This window comes from Micromonospora sp. NPDC049048 (genome assembly GCF_043197615.1).
Taxonomy (GTDB): domain Bacteria; phylum Actinomycetota; class Actinomycetes; order Mycobacteriales; family Micromonosporaceae; genus Micromonospora.
On sequence record NZ_JBICTM010000001.1, the window covers coordinates 883,452 to 905,383 of the forward strand.

General features: G+C 73.3%; 13 protein-coding genes. 9 read left to right on the forward strand and 4 right to left on the reverse strand.

Annotated elements, in window-relative coordinates:
• Positions 1 to 409: 409 nt before the first annotated feature.
• The 3 genes from ACGFIG_RS04215 to ACGFIG_RS04225 form a co-directional block, all read right to left on the reverse strand.
• The gene (locus ACGFIG_RS04215) at positions 410 to 1,102 is read right to left on the reverse strand and encodes a winged helix-turn-helix domain-containing protein (protein WP_392998971.1); all 693 of its coding nucleotides are present in this window, start codon (positions 1,100 to 1,102) and stop codon (positions 410 to 412) included.
• A gap of 441 nt (positions 1,103 to 1,543) precedes the next feature.
• Positions 1,544 to 2,206, reverse strand: a complete 663-nt coding sequence (locus ACGFIG_RS04220) for a DUF305 domain-containing protein (RefSeq protein WP_392998973.1) — start codon at positions 2,204 to 2,206, stop codon at positions 1,544 to 1,546.
• An 8-nt stretch (positions 2,207 to 2,214) separates the two neighbouring features.
• Positions 2,215 to 3,057, reverse strand: a complete 843-nt coding sequence (locus tag ACGFIG_RS04225; protein WP_392998975.1) for a DUF3105 domain-containing protein — start codon at positions 3,055 to 3,057, stop codon at positions 2,215 to 2,217.
• Between the two features lie 100 nt (positions 3,058 to 3,157).
• On the opposite strand from ACGFIG_RS04225, the gene argS reads away from it, so the two are divergent.
• The 6 genes from argS (at position 3,158) to ACGFIG_RS04255 (ending at position 13,643) form a co-directional block, all read left to right on the forward strand.
• A complete protein-coding gene (argS, locus tag ACGFIG_RS04230) occupies positions 3,158 to 4,822 on the forward strand; it encodes an arginine--tRNA ligase (protein WP_392998977.1) in 1,665 nt (554 codons plus the stop codon).
• A gap of 63 nt (positions 4,823 to 4,885) precedes the next feature.
• Positions 4,886 to 6,271 carry a diaminopimelate decarboxylase gene (gene lysA / locus ACGFIG_RS04235; protein WP_392998979.1) on the forward strand — a complete coding sequence of 462 codons (1,386 nt, stop codon included), beginning with the start codon at positions 4,886 to 4,888 and terminating at the stop codon, positions 6,269 to 6,271.
• An 8-nt stretch (positions 6,272 to 6,279) separates the two neighbouring features.
• A complete protein-coding gene (locus ACGFIG_RS04240) occupies positions 6,280 to 7,593 on the forward strand; it encodes a homoserine dehydrogenase (RefSeq protein WP_392999434.1) in 1,314 nt (437 codons plus the stop codon).
• Positions 7,594 to 7,744: 151 nt separating this feature from the next.
• Positions 7,745 to 8,794 (forward strand): threonine synthase, encoded by a 1,050-nt coding sequence (gene thrC / locus ACGFIG_RS04245; protein ID WP_392998981.1) that lies wholly within the window; start codon positions 7,745 to 7,747, stop codon positions 8,792 to 8,794.
• A gap of 188 nt (positions 8,795 to 8,982) precedes the next feature.
• Positions 8,983 to 12,285 (forward strand): efflux RND transporter permease subunit, encoded by a 3,303-nt coding sequence (locus tag ACGFIG_RS04250; RefSeq protein ID WP_392998983.1) that lies wholly within the window; start codon positions 8,983 to 8,985, stop codon positions 12,283 to 12,285.
• A gap of 113 nt (positions 12,286 to 12,398) precedes the next feature.
• Positions 12,399 to 13,643 carry an MFS transporter gene (locus ACGFIG_RS04255; protein ID WP_392998985.1) on the forward strand — a complete coding sequence of 415 codons (1,245 nt, stop codon included), beginning with the start codon at positions 12,399 to 12,401 and terminating at the stop codon, positions 13,641 to 13,643.
• A gap of 12 nt (positions 13,644 to 13,655) precedes the next feature.
• Here ACGFIG_RS04255 and ACGFIG_RS04260 read toward each other — a convergent pair whose 3' ends face one another.
• Complete coding sequence (locus tag ACGFIG_RS04260; RefSeq protein ID WP_392998987.1) at positions 13,656 to 14,207, reverse strand: hypothetical protein; 552 nt, start codon at positions 14,205 to 14,207, stop codon at positions 13,656 to 13,658.
• Positions 14,208 to 14,345: 138 nt separating this feature from the next.
• On the opposite strand from ACGFIG_RS04260, the gene thrB reads away from it, so the two are divergent.
• From thrB to ACGFIG_RS04275, 3 genes are all read left to right on the forward strand, one after another.
• The gene (thrB, locus tag ACGFIG_RS04265) at positions 14,346 to 15,290 is read left to right on the forward strand and encodes a homoserine kinase (protein ID WP_392998989.1); all 945 of its coding nucleotides are present in this window, start codon (positions 14,346 to 14,348) and stop codon (positions 15,288 to 15,290) included.
• Positions 15,291 to 15,587: 297 nt separating this feature from the next.
• A complete protein-coding gene (rho, locus tag ACGFIG_RS04270; protein WP_392998991.1) occupies positions 15,588 to 17,657 on the forward strand; it encodes a transcription termination factor Rho in 2,070 nt (689 codons plus the stop codon).
• Between the two features lie 767 nt (positions 17,658 to 18,424).
• Complete coding sequence (locus ACGFIG_RS04275) at positions 18,425 to 21,922, forward strand: phosphodiester glycosidase family protein (RefSeq protein ID WP_392998993.1); 3,498 nt, start codon at positions 18,425 to 18,427, stop codon at positions 21,920 to 21,922.
• Positions 21,923 to 21,932: the final 10 nt, after the last annotated feature.

A 21,932-nucleotide genomic window follows, 5' to 3' on the forward strand; every position in this document is an offset into this window, starting at 1 on the left:
CAAACGCCTCCCCGGAACGCCGAATCGGTATCCGGTCCTCGCCCTCGTGTCGCCCCTGCCCGTTCCACCTGCGCCTACCGCCGCCAGACGGAGGCGGCTGACGAGAGCCTCGGCGGGCGCGAGTGGAACCTCACGGTTGTCTCCGGGCGCCGGATGCACCCCTGACGTTCCATTCGCCAATGCCGCGGGCGGCCAGGCCGACGACGGCGCCGGCCAGCCCGACGGGGCCGCCCGGTGCGTGCCCTCGTTCGGGCCCGGGACGAGGGCCGCCGGGGCCGTTGGCCGCATCGGGGCCGCCGAACGCCAGAAGTCCGCCTCGGGATCGCCGGATGCCGGCAAGCCCGCCTTCGGAGCCGTCCGGTGCGTTCCGGTGCCCGGGGACGTGGTGTGGTCACCCGGGCGGGAGCGGTCAGGCGGCGACGGCGCGACCGCAGCTGGGCAGCGGGTGCAGCACGATGCGCCGGGGCAGGCGCCGGGGCCACTCGTTGCGGGGCCAGGAGCCGTCCACGATCAGGTGCACGGTCCGCTGCTCCTCGCCGCTGAGCCGCAGTACGAAGTCGCGGGGGAGCGGCGGATCGACCGACGGTGTGGTGATCATGAAGCGCACCCGGCCGCGCGCCGAGACGGCGGAGATGACGTCCGCCGCCGGCATCGTGCCGCGCAGGCGTACCCGGCCGATCCAGTAGACGTCGGCGAGGTGCTCCTGGGCCGCCCGGGTGATGATCGGGTAGTCGCTGCGGACCCAGCGTTCCACCGCGCCGACGCAGAGGCCGCAGGCGCGCTCCCGGGGCTCCCGTGGGCCCAGCCCCCAGGCCCGCAGGTACGCCCCGACCGCCCCGGCGTCCATGGACGCCTCGAAGCGGCGCTGGATGAGGGCGTGCAGGCTCTGCCGCGTCCACAGCTCCTCGTCCAAGCCCAGCTCGTCGGGGTAGACGCCCCGCAGGACGTCGATGAGTTCTAGCTCCTGTTCGCGGCTGAGCGTTCCCGGCTCGCCCTGCCGCTGTCCGCGACGGACGGCTGCCACCGCCCCGTCACCGCCGATGGTGTGGCGCCGGCACCAGCTGGTGACCGAACGCCGTGCGTCTCTCAGTGCAACCCCCACGTCCTGCGCAACGAGCCCGAATCGCTACTGGTCACGATATGTGTGGAGAAAACTCTCTTAGTGTCGAAGTCGGTCTCAAGGTGCATCATGTTCTCTAGTGCGCCAAAACGGACACTGGTGGGATGGCGGGCTCCTCCGGCAGCGAGGCGGATCGCGACGACCAGGAGGCCCTGCCGGCCTCGGGCACCAGCGGCCTCGGGCACCCTGCCTCGGGCACCGCCGGCCTCGGGCAATACCGGCTTCGCGCTGCCGGCCTCGGGCACTGCGGGCCTCGGGCGCTGCCGGGCCGCACCCGCCCGCAGCCGCCACCGTCCGGGCCGCCGTGCGACGGCGAGAGGCCCACGTCGAGCCGGATCGGACCGGCGGTCGACGTGGGCCTCTCGGTTGGCAGCGATGTCGGCAGGCGACGTGGGCGCCTTCCGGGCTGGTCGGCGGGCGGGGTCAGCCGCCCAGGCGCTGCAGTGCGTTCTGGAGGTTGGTGAGGTCGTTGCGCTGGGTGTTCTTCATGGTCTGCGCGGTCCTGACCACGTCGGTCTCGTCGCTGACCTCGAGGATTCCGTCGATCATGTGGATGCCGCCCAGATGATGCTTGATCATCAGTTGCAGGAAGAGGACGTCCAGCTCCCGGCCCTCCGCCGCGTGCAGCTTCGCCATCTCCTCGGGAGTGGCCATGCCCGGCATCAACCCGTTCTTGACCAGGCCGGCGCCGTCGGACATCCAGGACATCGGCGGCTTGCTGCCCGCCGGGTCGAGCCCCCACGAACGCAACCACGTGTGCATGGTGCCGATCTCGCCCTGCTGGGCGGTGGCGATGTCGCCGCCGATGCTGCGGACCTCCGGGTCGCTGCCCTTGTCGAAGGCGACCAGGCCCATCTCCACCGCCTGCGCGTGGTGGGTCATCATGTCCCGGGCGAAGCCCGCCTCGGCCGAGGCGTCACCGGGGCGGGTCAGCCGGGGCGTCAGCATGCCGCCCGCGTACCCGAGGAGCAGCCCGACCACGACGGCCAGGGCCAGCGCGGCCGTGCCCCAGCGAACCGGCGGCCGCCGCTCCTCCGGAGCCGGGGCGGCCGGCTCGCTGGTCTCGGTCATGGTCGGGATGCTCATCGCTCTCCTCAGCCCTGCGGCATCTGCGGGGCGTCGTCACGCGGGGTGGTGCCGGTGGCGGTGATGCCCTGGCTGCACAGCGCGGTCGGGCCCTCGATCGAGGCGTTGACCTTCAGCGTCTTGATGAACTCGTCGATCCGGCTGTCGTCGGCGTTGTCGACCTTGAGCTGGTAGCCCCACGCCTGGAGCGAGATCGGCTTGTCCAGCCCCTCGAACGGGCTGAGCATCAGCTTCTCCTTGCCCCGCACCTTGTCGGCGAGCTTCGTCACCTGGTCGGCCGGCAGGTCGGGGCGGTAGGTGATCCACACCGTGCCGTGCTCCAGGCTGTGCACCGCGTGCTCGTTGGCGATCTGGGCCGGGTAGACGTCGCCCATGCAGTTCTGCCAGGCCGCGTTGTGCGGGCCGGCCACCGGCGGCAGTACCGTGTAGGTGATGGGCCCCGCCTTGTGGTTACCGCCCGAGACGAGGTCCTTGTCCTTCTCGCGGTAGTTGACGATGCCCTCGATCGCGTCGGCCCGGTCCTCCCACGGCTTGGCGCCCTGGAACGTGGCCCAGGCGCCGTAGCCGATGATGGAGACAGCGAGCACACCCACGGCGACGAAGAGCGCGATCGGGCCCCAGGAGCGGCCCTGGCTCACCTTCACCGGGGCGATGGGCTTGCGGCCCTTGCCCCCGGCGCCGGGGCGGGTGCCGGTCGGCTTGCCGGACCCGGTCTTGGCGCCGGAGCCGGTCTTCGCGCCGCCGGACCCGGCCTTGGCGCCGGCGGCCGGCCGGCCCGCTGCCGGCTTCTTGCCGGTGCTGACCACGGACGGACGGCGCTCGGGGCTGCCACCCGGTGTGCTGATGCTCATCGTGCCTCGTCAGGTCGGTCGGTCAGGGGATCCGGCGGGCCGGTCCCACACACTGGGTCGCCGCCGCGGCTGCCGAGTCTACCCCCGATAACATGGATCGGTGACTCCCGCAGAACTCGCCGAGGTCGTCCTCTCCGCAGCCCACGCCGTCTTCACCGAGCGTGGCCTGGATCGCTCCGCTCTGCCGGAGCGGACGGTGGTCGAGCGACCCCGCAACCCCGAGCACGGCGACTACGCCTCGACGCTGGCCCTCCAGCTCAGCAAGAAGGTGGGCGTCGCGCCGCGCGAGCTGGCCACGGCCCTCGCCGACCAGCTCGGCCGGGCCCCGGGGGTCAAGTCCGTGGAGATCGCCGGTCCGGGCTTCCTCAACATCCGGCTCGACGCGGCCGCCGCCGGCCAGCTCGCCCGCGTGATCGTCGAGGCGGGCGAGGAGTACGGGCGCAGCGACCGGCTCGCCGGCCAGCGGATGAACCTGGAGTTCGTCTCGGCGAACCCGACCGGCCCGGTGCACATCGGCGGCGTCCGGTGGGCGGCCGTCGGCGACGCCCTGAGCCGGCTCCTGCGCGCCACCGGCGCCGAGGTCGGCACGGAGTACTACTTCAACGACGCGGGCTCCCAGATCGACCGGTTCGCCCGCTCCCTGCTCGCCGCCGCCAAGGGTGAGCCGGCCCCCGAGGACGGCTACGCCGGGGCGTACATCAACGAGATCGCCGACGCCGTGCGCGGCATCCGGCCCGACGTGCTGGAGCTGGACGACGCCGCCGCCCAGGAGGTCTTCCGGGTCGAGGGCGTGCAGCTCATGTTCGCCGAGATCAAGTCCTCGCTGCGCGGCTTCGGGGTCGAGTTCGACACCTACTTCAACGAGAAGGACCTGCACGACCGGGGCGAGCTGGACCTGGCGCTGCAGCGGCTGCGCGAGCAGGGCCGGGTGTTCGAGTCCGACGGCGCGACCTGGCTGCGCACCACCGACTTCGGCGACGACAAGGACCGGGTGCTGCGCAAGTCCAACGGCGAGTGGACCTACTTCGCCGCCGACTGCGCCTACTACCTGGACAAGCGGGAGCGGGGCTTCGACCGGGTCGTGATCATGCTGGGCGCCGACCACCACGGCTACATCGGCCGGATGAAGGCGATGGCCGCGTGCTTCGGCGACGACCCGGAGCGCAGCCTGGAGATCCTGATCGGCCAGCTGGTCAACCTGGTCCGTGACGGCGCGCCGGTCCGGATGAGCAAGCGGGCCGGCACCGTGGTGACCCTGGAGGACCTGGTCGACGCCATCGGCGTTGACGCCGCCCGCTACGCGCTGGCCCGCTACTCCAGCGACTCCCCGATCGACATCGACGTGGAGCTGTGGACCCGGGCCACCCGCGACAACCCGGTCTACTACGTGCAGTACGTGGCGGCCCGGACGGCCAGCGTGGGCCGCAACGCCGCCGAGGTGGGGCTGACCCGGGGCGACGCCGAGGCGTTCCGCCCGGAGCTGCTCGGCCACGAGAAGGAGAACGAGCTGCTCAAGGCGCTCGCCGAGTTCCCCGCCGTGGTGGCGGCGGCGGCCGAGCTGCGGGGCCCGCACCGGGTGGCCCGCTACCTGGAGGAACTGGCCGGGGCCTACCACCGGTTCTACGACGAGTGCCGGATCCTGCCGCGCGGCGACGAGGAGATCACCGATCTGCACCGGGCCCGGCTCTGGCTGAACGACGCCACCCGCACCGTGATCGCAAACGGCCTGCGCCTGCTCGGCGTCTCGGCCCCGGAAAGGATGTAGCTCACCCATGCGAGCGCGAGGAGTGAGCTTGCGAGCCCCGCAGGCGCGAAGGGACGAGCGGTAATGCGTGCTCACGAGGCCGGTGCGCTGCACGGCGACATCGGCAGCCGGGGACCGGCGTGGCTGCGTACGCCGGTCGACGTCAACGCCCTGGTGCCGGCGCTGTGGCCGCGCAACGTGACGCGCGGCGGCGACGGCGTGCTGGCCGTGGCCGGGCTCGGCGTCCGCGACATCGCGGCCGAGTTCGGCACCCCGGTGTACGTCCTCGACGAGGACGACCTGCGCTCGCGCTGCCGCGACTTCCGCGACGCGTTCGACGGCGTCGACGTCTACTACGCCGGCAAGGCGTTCCTCTGCCGGGCCGTGGTCCGGATGATCGCCGAGGAGGGCCTGCACCTCGACGTGTGCACCGGGGGCGAGCTGGCCACCGCGCTGTCGGCCGGGATGCCGCCCGAGCGGATCGGCTTCCACGGCAACAACAAGTCGGTGGCCGAGCTGACCCGGGCGCTCGACGCCGGGGTCGGCCGGATCATCCTCGACTCGTTCGACGAGATCGACCGGCTCACCGCGCTGGCCCGCGAGCGGGGCGTGCGTCCCCGGGTGCTGATCCGGGTCACGGTCGGCGTCGAGGCGCACACCCACGAGTTCATCGCGACCGCCCACGAGGACCAGAAGTTCGGCTTCTCCCTCGCGGGCGGGGCGGCGGCCGAGGCGGCCTTCCGGGTGCTCGACGACGACGTGCTGGAGCTGCGCGGCCTGCACTCGCACATCGGCTCGCAGATCTTCGACGCCAGCGGCTTCGAGGTGTCCGCCCGCCGGGTGCTCGGCCTCCAGGGGCAGATCCGCGACGCGCGCGGGGTGCAGCTTCCCGAGCTGGACCTCGGCGGTGGCTTCGGCATCGCGTACACGACCCAGGACGATCCGGCCGCCCCGCAGGACCTGGCGAAGCGGCTGCGCCGGATCGTCGAGGCGGAGTGCGCCGCCGAGCGGCTGACGGTGCCGCACCTGTCGATCGAGCCGGGCCGGGCGATCGTGGGGCCGGCCGTGTTCACCCTCTACGAGGTCGGCACGGTCAAGGACGTGGATGGGATCCGGACGTACGTGAGCGTCGACGGCGGGATGAGCGACAACATCCGTACGGCCCTCTACGACGCGTCCTACTCCGCGACGCTGGCGTCCCGGGCGTCGGCCGCCGAGCCGATGCTCGCCCGCGTGGTGGGAAAGCATTGTGAGTCCGGGGACATCGTGGTGAAGGATGAATTCCTGCCCGCCGACGTGCAGCCCGGAGATCTTGTCGCGGTGCCCGGCACCGGTGCCTACTGCCGGAGCATGGCCAGCAACTACAACCACGTGCCCCGCCCCCCGGTCGTCGCCGTACGCGGCGGCGAGGCGCGGCTGATCGTCCGGCGGGAAACCGAAGAGGACCTGCTCGCATTGGATGTGGGATGACGTCACCTGTGCGCCTGGCGCTGCTCGGCTGCGGCACGGTCGGTAGCGAGGTGGTCCGGCTGCTGCACGAGCAGGCGGCCGACCTCGCCGCCCGGATCGGCGCTCCGCTGGAGATCGCCGGCATCGCCGTACGCCGTCTCGGCCGCGACCGGGGCGACCTGCCGGTCGACCCGACCCTGTTCACCACCGACGCGCTGGGGCTGATCAAGCGCGACGACGTGGACGTGGTCGTCGAGGTGGTCGGCGGCATCGAGCCGGCGCGGGGCTGGCTGGTGGAGGCGCTGCGGGCCGGCAAGAGCGTGGTCACGGCCAACAAGGCGCTGCTCGCCGAGGACGGCGCCGCCCTGCACGACGCGGCGGCCGAGGGCGGCGGCGACCTCTACTACGAGGCGTCCGTCGCGGGGGCGATCCCGCTGCTGCGCCCGCTGCGCGAGTCGCTGCACGGCGACCGGATCAACCAGGTCACGGGCATCGTCAACGGCACCACCAACTTCATCCTCTCCGCCATGGACGCCACCGGCGCCGGCTTCGCCGAGGCGCTGGAGGAGGCGACCGAGCTGGGCTACGCCGAGGCCGACCCGACCGCCGACGTGGAGGGCTTCGACGCGGCGGCGAAGGCGGCCATCCTCGCCTCGCTGGCGTTCCACACCCGGGTGGGCGCGGCCGACGTGCACCGGGAGGGCATCACCGAGGTCACCGCCGCCGACATGGCCAGCGCCAAGGCGATGGGGTGCACGATCAAGCTGCTCTGCATCGCCGCCCGGGGCACCGACGCCGCCGGCCGGGAGACGGTCAGCGTGCGGGTGCACCCGGCGATGATCCCGCTGAGCCACCCGCTGGCCAGCGTCGGCGACGCGTTCAACGCCGTCTTCGTCGAGGCCGAGGCGGCCGGGCCGCTGATGTTCTACGGCCGGGGCGCGGGCGGCGCGCCGACCGCCAGCGCGGTGCTGGGCGACGTCGTGGCGGTCTCCCGCAACCGGCTCGCCGGGGTGCGGTCGGCCAGCGAGAGCGCGTACGCCGACCTGCCCGTGCGGCCGATGGGGGAGGCGCTGACCCGCTACCACATCAGCCTCGACGTGGCCGACCGGCCGGGCGTGCTGGCGGCGGTCGCGGGCGTGTTCGCCCGGCACGACGTGTCGATCGCCACCGTGCGGCAGGGCCCCGCGGGCGGCGGCGCGGCCGGCCGGGGCGACGACGCCGACCTGGTCATCGTCACCCACGTCGCGCCGGACGCGGCGCTCGCCGCCACCGTGCGCGAGCTGCGCGGGCTGGACATCGTCCGCTCGGTGGCGAGCGTGCTGCGCGTCGAGGGCGGGCTCTGACCGGCTGACCCACAGCCTCGGCGGGGCGGGCGCCTGCGCGTCTCGCCTGGTGGTTAACTGCGGGTGCGCCGGCGGCGACCCGGCGACGCTGGTCCAGGCTGGAGGCGTACCCGGCGCGGGGCGGGACGTCTTAGAGGCGAGGGAGAACGACATGTGGCGGGGCCTGATCGACGCGTACCGGGACCGGCTGCCGGTCACCGACGCCACCCCGGTCGTGACCCTGCACGAGGGGAACACCCCGCTGCTGCCCGCGCCGGTGCTCTCCGCCCGGCTCGGCTGTGACGTGTACCTCAAGGTGGAGGGCGCCAACCCGACCGGCTCGTTCAAGGACCGGGGGATGACGCTCGCGGTCTCCAAGGCGGTCGAGGCCGGCAACAAGGCGATCATCTGCGCCTCCACCGGCAACACCAGCGCCTCTGCGGCGGCGTACGCGGCCCGTGCCGGCCTGACCTGCGCGGTGCTCGTGCCGCAGGGCAAGATCGCGCTGGGCAAGCTGGCCCAGGCGCTCGTGCACGGGGCGAAGCTGCTCCAGGTGCAGGGCAACTTCGACGACTGCCTGTCGCTGGCCGCCAAGCTCGCCCAGGACTACCCGGTCGCCCTGGTCAACTCGGTCAACATCGACCGGCTGCACGGCCAGAAGACGGCCGCGTTCGAGATCGTCGAGGCGCTGGGCGAGGCCCCCGACATCCACTGCCTGCCGGTCGGCAACGCCGGGAACGTCTCCGCCTACTGGCTGGGCTACTCGGAGGAACTGCGGGACGGCAACGCCACCCGCGCCCCGAAGATGTACGGCTTCCAGGCCGCCGGCGCCGCCCCGATCGTCAGCGGCGAGGTGGTCCGCGAGCCCTCCACGATCGCCACCGCCATCCGGATCGGCAATCCGGCGAGCTGGACCAGGGCGCTGGACGCCCGGGACTCCTCGGGGGGCCTGATCGCCGCCGTCACCGACCGGGAGATCCTGGCCGCGTACCGGCTGCTGGCCCGCGAGGTCGGGGTCTTCGTCGAGCTGGGCAGCGCGGCCAGCGTGGCCGGCCTGCTCCAGCAGGCCGCCGCCGGTCGGGTCCCGGCCGGCTCGACGGTGGTCTGCACGGTCACCGGCCACGGCCTGAAGGACCCGGAGTGGGCGATCTCCACCGCGCCCGTGCCCATCACCATCGCCAACGACCCCCTGGTCGCCGCCCGCTGTCTCGACCTGGCCTGAGCCTCCGGTACGTGGCCTGAGCCACCACCGCCCGCAGCCGGTCATCCGCGCCGCGGCGGGCTGGCTGCGGCGCGGTGGCGCGAGTCCTGTCCATCGGACCGGGGGCAGGGGCCGACCGGGGTCGGTCGGGCACGGTGGGGGAGAATTCGTACCCCCGCCAATCGCCTTTTCAGGAGTGAGTCACGCCGATGTCGCTGCTCGCCAGATTCAGCCTCGCCAACCGAGGGCTGATCGCCCTCGTCGCGGTGGTGACCACGCTGTTCGGGGCGTTCGCCGTACCGTCCCTGAAGCAGCAGCTCCTGCCGTCGCTGGAGTTCCCCGCCGCGTTCATCGTGGCGGTCTACCCCGGCGCCGGTCCCGAGGTGGTCGAGTCGCAGGTCACCGAGCCCATCGAGAACGCCCTCCAGGGCATCCCCGGGCTGGACCAGGTCACCTCGACCTCCCGCGAGGGATCCGCGACCGTCCAGGTCCAGTACGAGTTCGGCACCGACCTGGACGACGTCGTCAACAAGATGCAGACCGCGCTCAACCGGATCGACGCGCAGTTGCCGGAGGGGGTCGATCCGCAGGTCATCGCGGGCAGCACCGACGACCTGCCGGCCGTGGTGCTCGCCGCCTCCGGCGGTGACGACCAGCGCGTCCTCGCGGAGAAGCTGCGCGCCACGGTGGTGCCGGAGCTGGAGGCGATCGAGGGGGTCCGTACGGTCGACCTGACCGGCGCGCGCGACGACGTCGTGGTGGTCACCCCCGACCCGGCCAAGCTGGCGGCGGCGAAGCTCCAGCCGGCCGCCCTCGGCGCGGCGTTGAAGACCAACGGCGTGACGGTGCCGGCCGGCGCGGTGACCGACGGCACCCGCGCGCTGCCGGTGCAGGTCGGCACCCGGCTCGTCACCCTGGACGACCTGCGTGGCGTCGTGGTGGCGCCGGCGACGGGCCGGGGGACGGTCCCGGTCCGCCTCGGCGACGTGGCCACCGTCGAGCAGCAGCTCGCCCCGGCCACGGCGATCACCCGTACGAACGGCAAGGACAGCCTGGGCATCATGGTCACGGCCTCCCCGGACGGCAACGCCGTGGAGATCTCCCACGAGATCCGGGACCGGCTCGCCGACCTGCGGGGCACCTCCGGCGCCGAGCTGACGGTCGTCTTCGACCAGGCGCCGTTCGTCGAGAAGTCGATCGAGAGCCTGACCACCGAGGGCCTGCTGGGCCTGGTCATGGCCGTCGTGGTCATCCTGGTCTTCCTGCTGTCGGTGCGCTCCACCGTGGTCACCGCGGTCTCCATCCCGCTGTCGGTGATGGTCGCCCTGATCGCGCTCTGGATCGGCGACTACTCGCTCAACCTGCTCACCCTCGGCGCGCTCACCATCGCGGTCGGCCGGGTGGTCGACGACTCGATCGTCGTGCTGGAGAACATCAAGAGACACCTGGAGTACGGCGAGCCGAAGCGGGAGGCGATCCTCACCGCCGTCCGCGAGGTGGCCGGTGCGGTGACCGCGTCCACCCTCACCACCGTGGCGGTCTTCGCGCCGATCGCGCTGGTGGGGGGCTTCGTCGGGCAGCTCTTCGCGCCGTTCGCGATCACCGTCACGGTGGCCCTGCTCGCCTCGCTGCTGGTCTCGCTGACCGTCATCCCGGTGCTCGCGTACTGGTTCCTGAAGCCCCCCGCCGGTGCGCCGGACGACGCCGTGGTGCGCCGGGAGGCGGAGGAGAAGGAGCTGCGCAACCCGTTGCAGCGGGCGTACCTGCCGGTGATCGGGTTCGCGACCCGTAAGCGGGGCACCCGGTGGATCACGTTGGGGCTCGGCATGCTCGTCCTGCTCGGCACCTTCGGCCTGTCGAGCCAACTGGAGACGAACTTCATCGACGACTCCGGGCAGGACACCCTGAGCATCACGCAGGAGCTGCCGGCGGGCACCGGGCTGGCCGGCACCGACGCGGCGGCCCGCCAGGTCGAGGCGGTGCTGGAGCGTACCGAGGAGGTCGAGACGTACCAGGTGACGGCGGGCGGCGGGGAGAACCCGTTCGGCGGTGGCGGCAACAACATCGCCACCTGGTCGCTGGCCCTCGGCGGCGGGACCGACGCCAAGCAGATGCGGGAGAAGCTGCGCCGGGAGTTCGACGCGCTCGGCCCGGGCGTCGGTGAGGTCAGCTTCGGCGCCGGTCAGGGCGGCACGGCGGCCAACCAGATCGAGGTGGTCGTGCAGGGCACCGACCCGGAGGCGCTGACCCGGGCCGCCGAGGAGGTCCGCTCGGCGATGGACGGGCTGGCGGGCGTCGAGGACGTCACCACCAGCCTCGCCACGCGGGTGCCGCGCGTCGAGGTGACCGTCGACCGGGTCGCCGCCGGCCGGGTCGGGCTCACCGAGGCCGCCGTGGGCCAGCTGGTGGCCCAGGCGTTCCGGGGCTCGCCCCTGGGGCAGGTCACGCTGGGCGACGGGCAGCGCGACGTGGTGCTGCGGTTCGCCGGCAAGCCGCCGATGACGGTGGCGGAGCTGCGCGCCATGCCGGTCGGGCCGGTGAAGCTCGACGACATCGCCGAGGTCGCCCAGACCGAGGGACCGCAGCAGGTGAGCCGGATCGACGGCGAGCGCAGCGTCTCCGTCACCGGTACGGCCACCGGCTCGAACCTCGGCGCCATCACGCAGGAGTTGCAGAAGAAGCTGGACGCCATCGACGTGCAGGGGGCGAGCTTCGAGATCGGTGGGGTCAGCGCGGACCAGGAGGAGGCCTTCGCCGATCTGGGCCTGGCCGTGCTCGCCGCCATCGCGATCGTCTTCCTGATCATGGTGGCGACGTTCCGGAGCCTGGTCCAGGCGCTGATCCTGCTGATCTCCATCCCGTTCGCGGCGACCGGCGCGATCGGCCTGCTGCTGGCCACCGGCACCCCGATGGGTGTGCCGGCGCTGATCGGCGTGCTCATGCTGGTCGGCATCGTGGTGACCAACGCGATCGTGCTGCTGGATCTGGTCAACCAGTACCGGGCCCAGGGCATGGGGGTGCAGGAGGCGGTGGTCGAGGGCGGCCGGCGCCGGCTGCGGCCGATCCTGATGACCGCCGTCGCCACCATCTTCGCCCTGTTGCCGATGGCCCTCGGCCTCACCGGGGAGGGCGGCTTCATCTCCAAGCCGCTGGCCATCGTGGTGATCGGCGGCCTGCTCAGCTCGACGCTGCTCACCCTGATCCTGGTGCCGACGCTCTACGCGATGGCGGAAAACACCAAGGAGTCGTTCCGGTCCCGGCGGACCCGCCGGTCCGGCGGGGCGGCCCCGGCCGACCGGGAGGGTGACGGCGAGCCGACCGTAGGCGGTGAGCCCGCCGCCGAGCCGGTCCCGGTGGCGGCCACGCCTGCCCCGTCCACCGCCGGCGCGGAGGCCGCCGACGCCGAGGCGTCCCGGCCCACGCCGTCGGGCGCGCTGGTGGACGGCACCGACCAGTTCGAGGTGCTGCGGCTACCGAAGAGCCGCCAGTCCCCGCTGCCCCCGACCGAGTAGCGACGCGTTCGCGAACGCCCCCGACGGGTACTGCCCGCCGGGGGCGTTCGCGTTGTGGACAGGTACCCGCCGTCCGGCGGGCCCGCGGTACGCCGCCCGGTAGGGTGCCGGACGTGCCGTCCACCGTCTCGGTTCTCGTTCGAAACCGGAGCTTTCGCAATCTCTTTTTCGCCGAGCTGGTGGTCTTCGGCGCCGACTGGTTCGTCATGGTGCCGCTGCTGGTGCTGTTGCCGGAGCTGACCGGCAGCGGTGTGTGGGGCGCGTTGGTGCTCGCCGTGGACACCGGAATCGTGGCGTTGCTGCTGCCGTACACGGGCACCGTGGCCGACCGGTTCGACCGGCGCAAGATCATGATCGTGTCGAACGTGGCGGCCCTGCTCGGCGTACTGCTGCTGCTCGGGGTGCGCAGCGCCGGGACTGCCTGGCTGGCGATGGTCGGCATCGGGGTGGTGGCCGTCGCGAAGGCCTTCTACTCGCCGGCGGCCCAGGCGGCGCTGCCCAACGTGCTCGACCCCGACGAACTGGCCGCCGGCAACGCCGTCGCGGGTTCGGCCTGGGGCACCATGACCGTCGTCGGCGCCTCCCTGGGCGGCGTGCTGAGCGCCGCCGTCGGCCCGTACGCCTGCTTCTGGGTGGCGGCGGTGGGCCTGGTGGCCGCCGCGGGCCTGGCCGCGTTCATCCGCCGGCCGTTGCAGGCGCACCGCGACGCGGACCTGCCGGCGCAGCGGACCTGGCCGGCGATCCGCGAGGCCCTCGGCTACATCGCGCACCGGCCGAGGGTGCTGGCGCTGGTCACCGTGAAGTCGGCGGTCGGCCTCGGCAACGGCGTGCTGACGGTGTTCCCGCTGCTCGCGGCGGTGTACGGCGTGGGTCCTGTCGGCGCCGGGCTGCTCTTCGCGGTCCGTGGGGCGGGGGCGCTCGTCGGGCCGATCCTGATGCGCCGGGTGCTCACCAACCGGGCCTGGCTGCTGCCCGGGCTGGCGCTGTCCATGTCCCTCTACGGGCTGGCCTACCTCGGCACCTCGGTCGCCCGCTGGTTTCCGTTGGTGCTGGCCCTGGTCTTCGTCGCCCACTTCGCGGGCGGCAGCAACTGGGTGATGTCGAACTTCGCCCTCCAGGGCGAGGTGCCGGACCGGCTGCGGGGCCGCGTCTTCGCCACCGACATGATGCTGGCGACCCTCGCCATCTCCGTCAGCCAACTCGCGGTGGCCGCCGTGGTGGACACGGTGGACGAGCGGGTGGTGCTGGCCAGCTGCGGTCTCGTCACGGTGCTCTACGCGGTCGGCTGGCGCATCGCCACCCGCCGGCTCTCGCTCACGGAGCCGGCCGGGCAGCCGGCCCCGAGCGTCGCCTCCTGACCGGCCCGCCCGTCAGGGCTGGTCCGTCCCGGTGCCCGTCGGCGCGTCCGGCACGGAGCGCTCGTCCCGCTGCGCCGGCACGTCGGCGCCGCCCGCCGGCCGCCATCCCGGGCCGGTCGCCGGGGTCGACCAACCGTTCGACACGGGCGCGCCGCCGCCGAGGGGCCCGGCCTGTGCGCCGCCGCCGAAGGGCCCGGCCTGTGCGCCGCCGCCGAAGGGCCCGGCCGCCGCGCCGCCGGGCCGCCGCCCGGCCAGCAGCGCCGCGATCAGCAGACCCAACCCGAGCGCGTACGCCAGGGCCAGCAACCCGCTGTTGGCCAGGTTCACCAGCTGGAAGTTCGACCGCCCCCAGTCGGAGGTGAACACGCGGGGCAGCAGCACGATCCAGGCGGTGCTGAGCACCTCGCCGAGCAGCAGCACCCCGAGCCCGAACAACGCCAGCAACCGGGGCCCACGGGTCAGCCGTCGCCCGGCCGCCGCGGCCAGTACGAGGCCGGCCAGCAGCACGAGCACCGTGGGCATCCTGAAGGCGATCGTCGTCGCCACGTATTCGAAGTTGTGCATCCCTGCCTCCGCCCGCCGTAGGTCGGGACAGGCTAACGGAACGGTGGGCCACCCACGAGCGTGCTGCGCGCCGGTCCGGCCCGTCCCATCCGGCGGACGGAGACCCGTCTCGTCGGTACGCGGCCCTACCATGAGCCGGTGCCGACGAACTTCACCTCCGGCCCGGTCCGGGTCCGTGTCCCCGCCACCAGCGCCAACCTGGGGCCGGGGTTCGACGCCCTGGGGCTCGCCCTGTCGCTCCACGACGACGTGGCCGCCGAGGTGACGGCGGAGGGAGTCACGGTGACCGTGGCCGGGCAGGGGGCCGGCGAGTTGCCGACCGACGACCGGCACCTGGTCGTACGCGCCATGCGGGCGGCGTTCGACGTGCTGGGCGGGCAGCCGCCCGGGTTGGCGGTGGAGTGCGTCAACCGCATCCCGCAGGCCCGTGGGCTGGGTTCCTCGTCCGCGGCGATCGTCGCCGGCGTGCTGCTGGCCCGCGCGCTGGTCAGCGACGGGGAGGCCCGCCTCGACGACGACGCCGCGCTGCGCCTCGCCGCCGACATCGAGGGTCATCCCGACAACGTGGCCCCGTGCCTGCTCGGCGGCTTCACCCTGGCCTGGACGGAACCGTCCGGAGCCCGGGCGGTGTCGCTGCCGGTCGCCGACGGCGTACGACCGACGGTCTTCGTGCCGGAGGAGCGCGGTCTGACGGCGACGGCGCGGGCCGCGCTGCCGGCAACCGTGCCCCACGGCGACGCCGCGCTCAACGCCGGCCGGGCCGCCCTGCTGGTGCACGCGCTGACCGCCGAGCCAGGGCTGCTGCTGCCCGCCACGGTCGACCGGCTGCACCAGGACTACCGCGCCGACGGCATGCCGGGCAGCGCGGAGCTGGTGAAAGTGCTGCGTGAGGCCGGTGTGGCCGCTGTGGTCAGCGGTGCGGGCCCGACCGTGCTGGCCCTGACGGAGCCGCCCGAGGGCTTCGCCGTCGGAACAGGATGGCAGGTCTGGCGGTTGGATCCAGACGGGCGCGGAGCACAGGTTGCCCGGGGTAGACTGGGACACGCAGAGCGGGACCCTGTTGCCGCAGGTCGGAAGAGTTGATTACGCTCTAGACTTAGCACAGCCGCGAAGCATGCGATCTCCCTGCGGGTCGGCGCACCCCCGAAGCTGTCGGCGGTCAGCCCGTCACCCCTGCCTAGGCCCACGCCGCACCGCAGTCTCCACAGGTCGCCGCAGGCGGCGAGACCTGCTCACCGACGTTTGGTGAGTCGGGAAACCGACCGGCTGCTGTGTCACAGACTCCCGCGACGCGTCCATGCGAGGCGGGTGCACCGAGGCCGCCCGGCCACCTTGTTTTTCGACTCCGGGCAGTCCCGGCCTATCGAGGGAAGGAATCCATTGAGCGACACCACCGACGTGACGTCGGATGTTTCCAACGTCGCTGGCGATGCCACCACCGCTGCGGCCCCTGCCCGTCGTCGGCGTAGCGGCACCGGCCTGTCGGCGATGCTGCTGCCGGAGCTGCAGAGCCTGGCCGCCTCGCTCGGCATCTCGGGCACGGCCCGCATGCGCAAGGGCGAGCTGATCAGCGCCATCTCCGAGCGGCAGGGCGGCGGCGCCGCCGGGACCCCTCGACCGCGGGCCGAGGTCGCGGCCACCGCCGCTGCCGCTCCTGCCCGTGAGGAGGCGCCCGCCGAGGCCCGGGGCGCCACGGAGCGGCAGGCGCCCGAGCGGCGCGCCGCGGAGCAGGCTCCGGCGGAGCCGGCGGCGGTCGAGGCCGAGCCGCGCCCCCGGACCAGGCGCAGCCGCGCCGCCACCGCCGAGGCGCGGGCCGCGGAGGCCCGTCCGGCGGAGGCTCCGGCGGCGGAGACGCGTACGGGCGAGGCCGAGGCCGGCGAGCGCGCCGACCGGGGCGAGAGCCGTGGCCGTGAGCGCGGCGACCGTGCTGAGCGTGCCGAGCGCGCCGAGCGGGGCGACCGTGCCGAGCGCGGTGAGCGTGCCGAGCGGGGCGAGCGTGCCGAGCGGGGCGACCGTGCCGAGCGGGGCGACCGTGCCGAGCGGGGCGACCGTGCCGAGCGCGGTGAGCGTGCCGATCGCGGCGACCGTAACGACCGCAACGAGCGGGGCGAGCGTGCCGAGCGTGGTGACCGCGACCGCAACGAGCGTGGTGACCGGGGCCAGCGCGTCGAGCGTGACAACGACGGTGACGACGACGAGGGCGGCGGCCGGCGCGGCCGGCGCAGCCGTTTCCGGGACCGCCGCCGTGGCCGCGGTGACCGCGCCGAGGGCGGCGACGGCGGGCGGGACGGCGGGCGCGAGCCGCAGGTCGGCGAGGACGACGTGCTCGTCCCCGTGGCCGGCATCATCGACGTGCTCGACAACTACGCGTTCGTCCGGACCACCGGCTACCTGGCCGGCCCGAACGACGTCTACGTCTCCATGTCCCAGATCAAGAAGTACGGTCTGCGGCGCGGCGACGCCATCACCGGTGCGGTGCGCGCCTCGCGCGACGGCGAGCAGCGGCGGGACAAGTACAACCCGCTGGTGCGGCTGGACACCATCAACGGGATGGAGCCGGACGAGGCGAAGCGCCGGCCGGAGTTCTACAAGCTCACGCCGCTCTATCCGCAGGAGCGGCTGCGGCTGGAGACCGAGCCGCACATCCTCACCACCCGGGTCATCGACCTGGTCATGCCGCTCGGCAAGGGCCAGCGCGCGCTGATCGTGTCGCCGCCGAAGGCGGGTAAGACGATGGTGCTCCAGGCCATCGCGAACGCGATCACGCACAACAACCCGGAGTGCCACCTGATGGTGGTGCTGGTCGACGAGCGGCCCGAAGAGGTCACCGACATGCAGCGGTCGGTGAAGGGTGAGGTCATCGCGGCGACGTTCGACCGTCCGCCGCAGGACCACACCACCGTGGCCGAGCTGGCGATCGAGCGGGCGAAGCGCCTGGTCGAGCTGGGCCACGACGTGGTCGTACTGCTCGACTCGGTGACCCGCCTCGGTCGGTCGTACAACCTGGCGGCGCCGGCCAGCGGCCGGATCATGTCGGGTGGTATCGACTCCACCGCGCTCTACCCGCCGAAGCGCTTCCTGGGCGCGGCCCGCAACATCGAGAACGGCGGCTCGCTGACCATCCTCGCCACCGCGCTGGTGGAGACCGGATCCATGGCGGACACGGTCATCTTCGAGGAGTTCAAGGGCACCGGCAACGCGGAGCTGAAGCTGGACCGGAAGATCGCTGACAAGCGCATCTTCCCGGCCATCGACATCCACCCGTCCGGCACGCGCAAGGAGGAGATCCTGCTCGCGCCGGAGGAGCTGGCCATCATCCACAAGCTCCGGAAGGTCCTGCACTCGCTGGACTCGCAGGCGGCGCTGGACCTGCTGCTGGACAAGCTCAAGCAGACCCGCACCAACATCGAGTTCCTGATGCAGATCGCCAAGTCGACGCCGGGGGAGTGACCTCCGCCGGGTGAGACGATCGGGAAGGGCACGGCCACGCGGTCGTGCCCTTCCCGCTTCTCCGACCCCGCTCTGGCGATGCGCTGGCGCCGACCGACCTCCACCATCCGGGCACGTCCCGCGTCGCGGGCACCTTCCACGTCGCCGGCCCGTGGTGCGCCGCCAGCCCGTTTCGCGCCGCCGGCACATCCACGTCGCCGGCTCACTTCGCGCCGCCGGCTCATTCCGCGCCGTTGTGCCGAGCCCGCCTCCCTGTCCCGCGCAACCGGCTACGGTGTGTCACCGATGTTCGCTACGCCTCCGATGTCACTCTTCGTGACATGATTCGGGCGCGCGCAAGGTCCCTCTGTCGGTCTCGTCGCTACCGAAGCTTTCTGAACAGGCATTTCTTCGTGGGGCCTGATCCCGCCGCCCAGTGCCCCCGCGCCCTTTGCTCTGCAGCCACATGCGCACCACTTACCCAACGTGTCCGTTGCGGATATGGCTGCAGAGCAAAGGGGACGGAGCGAGGAGGTGGGGGAGGTCGGCGACACGCGGGCGTCATCACCGTGTGTAGGTGCGGGTGGCGCCTGGGTGCGGCGCGAAACCCGACACGGAGCCCGGCGCGTATCCCGACGTGGAGCCCGGCGCGCCCGCCGCGAATCCCGAACGGGGGCGCCCGTCGGTGCGAGCCCGCATCGGTGCGGGGCGGGGAACGGGCGGAGTTTTCCTTCGCTTTGGCCGGCAGCTATTGAAACTTCTATTCACCGTCCGGTTGACTGTCGCCCATGCGTACCCGCAGACGATCCGCCCGGCTCGCAGGCGTCCTGCTGCTGACGCCGCTGCTCACCATGGCCGGCACCTTGCCGGCGACCGCCGGTGCGCCCGCCCCGGCCACCGACCCCTCCCTGACCGCCGCCGAGGACGCACCCCGTGCCTCCTCGTACTCCACGGGCTCCGTGACGCTCGCCGGCGACCCGGCCGCGAGCACGTCCGCCGCCACGGCCGTTACCGGCGTGGAGCCGGCCGGCGGGCTGGAGACCGCGAAGACCACCCGCCCGGTCGCCCCGGGCCTCGAACTGACCTCCTTCGACCGGTACGACGCCGACGGGTGGCTGCGCGCGGACGCGCTCACCGCCGACCTCGCCGGCGGGCTCACCGTGGACTACGTCAACTCCGGCGCGGTCAGCCGGGCGGAACCGTTGCGCGGGGCCGTCGACGCCGCTCGGGCGGTCGCCGCCGTGAACGGCGACTTCTTCGACATCAACAACTCCGGCGCCGCCCAGGGTGTGGGCATCCGCAACGGCCAGCTGGTCCAGTCCGCGGTCAGCGGGCACCGCAACGCCGTCGCGATCACCACCGAGGGGCTCGGCCGGGTCATCGAGGTGAACTTCGACGGCACCGCGACGCTGCCCACCGGCCCGGTGACGTTGACCCAGTTCAACAACATGATCCAGGCGAACGGCATCGGCGTGTTCACCGCGCTCTGGGGGTCGTACACCCGGGAGCGCGCGGTCACCGGCGCCAACCGCGTCACGGAGGTCACGGTGGTCGACGGCCGCGTCGCCACCGTCGGCGGCACGGCCGGAAGCGGGCCGATCCCGGCCGGCACCACCGTGCTGCTCGGTCGCGACGCCGGTGCGGACGCCCTCGCCGGTCTGCGCCCCGGCGACCCCGTGACGGTCGCCTACCAGCCCAAGCCGGCCGACGGCAGCGCGCTGCACGCGGCGATCGGCGGCAGCCACGTGCTGGTCCGCGACGGCGTGGTGCAGAGCATCGCCGACCCGTCGCTGGCCCCGCGCACGGCGGTCGGCTTCTCCGCCGACGGCCGCCGGATGATCATGTTGACGGTGGACGGCCGGCAGGTCGACAGCCGTGGCGTCACCCTGACCGAGATGGGTCGCATGATGGCCGAACTCGGCGCGCACCACGCGCTCAACCTCGACGGCGGCGGCTCCTCGACGCTGCTCGCCCGGGAGCCGGGCGCGGCGGCCGTGCAGGTGGAGAACAGCCCGTCCGACGGCAGCGAGCGCGCCGTGCCCAACGGCCTGGCCATCTTCGCGCCCGAGGGCAGCGGCCGGCTCGCCGGGTACTGGCTGGAGACCGCCAGCGACCCGACCACCGCCCCCGGCGTCGCGCCGGTACGCGGCGGCCGGCCCGACCGCGTCTTCCCCGGCCTGACCCGGCGGCTCACCGCCGCCGGCTACGACGAGACGTACGGCCCGGCGGCCGGCGCGCCGACGTGGCGGGCCAACCCGGCGGTGCACGGCGTCGTCGACAGCAAGGGCCGCTTCCGCGCCCTGTTGCCCGGGAAGACCACGGTCACCGCCTCGCGGGACGAGGCCCGTGGCACCCTCGACCTGACCGTGCTGGGGCCGCTGGCCCGCATCGACTCCACGGTGGACAGGGTCGGCCTGACGGGCGCGCAGGGCAGCGCGCTGTTCGGCGTGGTCGGCTACGACGCCGAGGGCAACACCGCCCCCATCGAGCCGGACGACCTGAAGCTCGACTACGACAAGGACCTGCTGAAGATCGCCCCGACGGCCGACGGCAACCTCGCCGTCACCGCGCTGCGGGACACCGGCTCGGCGCTGGTCACCGTCCACGTCGGCCGGAACAGCACCGTCCTGCCGGTCACCGTCGGGCTGACCGACGTGCCGGTGGCCACCTTCGACGACGCGGCGGCCTGGAAGTTCAGCCAGGCACGCGCCAGCGGCGCCGTCGCGCCCGCGCCGGGCCGCACCGGCACGGGCCTGAAGATGACGTACGACTTCAGCCAGTCCACCGGCACCCGGGCCGCGTACGCGGACCCGCCCGCCTGGATCGAGGTGCCCGGCCAGCCGCAGGCGTTCGGCATGTGGATCCACGGCAACGGCACGGGGGAGTGGCCCAGCCTGCACCTGCACGACGCGCAGGACACCCAGCACGTCCTGCGCGGCCCGCTGATCACCTGGACGGGCTGGAAGTACGTCGAGTTGGCCGTGCCCGCCGGGGTGCAGTACCCGGTGCGGATCCGCCGGTTCTACGTGGCGGAGACCAACGCCGCCGCCCAGTACCGCAGCGAGGTGGTCATCGACGACCTGGTGGCGAAGGTGCCGCCGACGGTCGACGTGCCGGCCGAGAAGCCGCGTACCGACCGGGTGGTGCTGCGCGACGGCACGGTGGACGGTGCGCCCTGGCGCTTCGCCGTCATGTCCGACGCGCAGTTCGTCGCGGCGAACCCGGACAGCGACCTGGTCGCCCAGGCCCGCCGTACGCTCCGCGAGGTCAAGGCCGCGAAGCCGGACTTCCTGGTGATCAACGGCGACTTCGTGGACACCGCGTACCCGGCCGACTTCGCGCTGGCCAAGCGGATCCTGGACGAGGAGTTGGGCGGGGAACTGCCCTACTACTACGTGCCTGGCAACCACGAGATCATGGGCGCCCCGATCGCCAACTTCCGGGCCGCCTTCGGCGCCACCGAGCGGACCTTCGACCACAAGGGCACCCGGTTCGTCACGCTGAACTCGTCGACCGGCTCCCTGCGCGGCGGCGGCTTCGACCAGGTGCGGATGCTGCGCGAGGCGCTCGACTCGGCGGCCGGCGACCCGGCCGTCGGCTCGGTGGTCGTGCTGCACCATCACCCGCCGCGCGACCCGAGCCCGGCCAAGGCCAGCCAGCTCGGTGACCGGAAGGAGGCGGCGCTGCTGGAGCAGCGGCTGGCCGACTTCCAGCACCGCACCGGCAAGGGCGCGGCCTTCGTCGGCGGGCACGTCGGCACCTTCCACGCCGACCGGGTCGACGGGGTGCCGTACCTGATCAACGGCAACGCGGGCAAGAATCCCTCCACCCCCGCCGACCAGGGCGGCTTCACCGGGTGGACGGAGTTCGGGGTGGACCCGGTGACCTCGGCCGAGGCCGAGCTGGCCCGCATCAACCCCTTCGTCGAGGGCCCGCGCTGGGTCGCCGCCGAGACCCACGCGCACGTCGACGCGCTCACGCTGACCGCCCCGGCCAGCGTCGCGGTCGGCGCCCCGGCGACGGTCGCCGCCGCGGTGACCCAGCCCGGCGGGCGTACGGTGCCGGTGGCGGCGCCGGTGAGCGCGGACTGGTCCGCCTCGCCGAACGTGCACGTCGGCTCGATCCTCGGGCTGCGGCCCTGGCACGTGGCCTACTTCGACCCGGCCACCGGCAAGCTCACCGCCCTGCGTTCCGGCGCGCAGGTCAAGCTGGCCGTGGCGGTCAACGGCGCGCACGCCGAGGCGACGGTCACCCTGACGGCAGCCGCCGCGGCTCCCGCCGCCTGACACCGCCGCC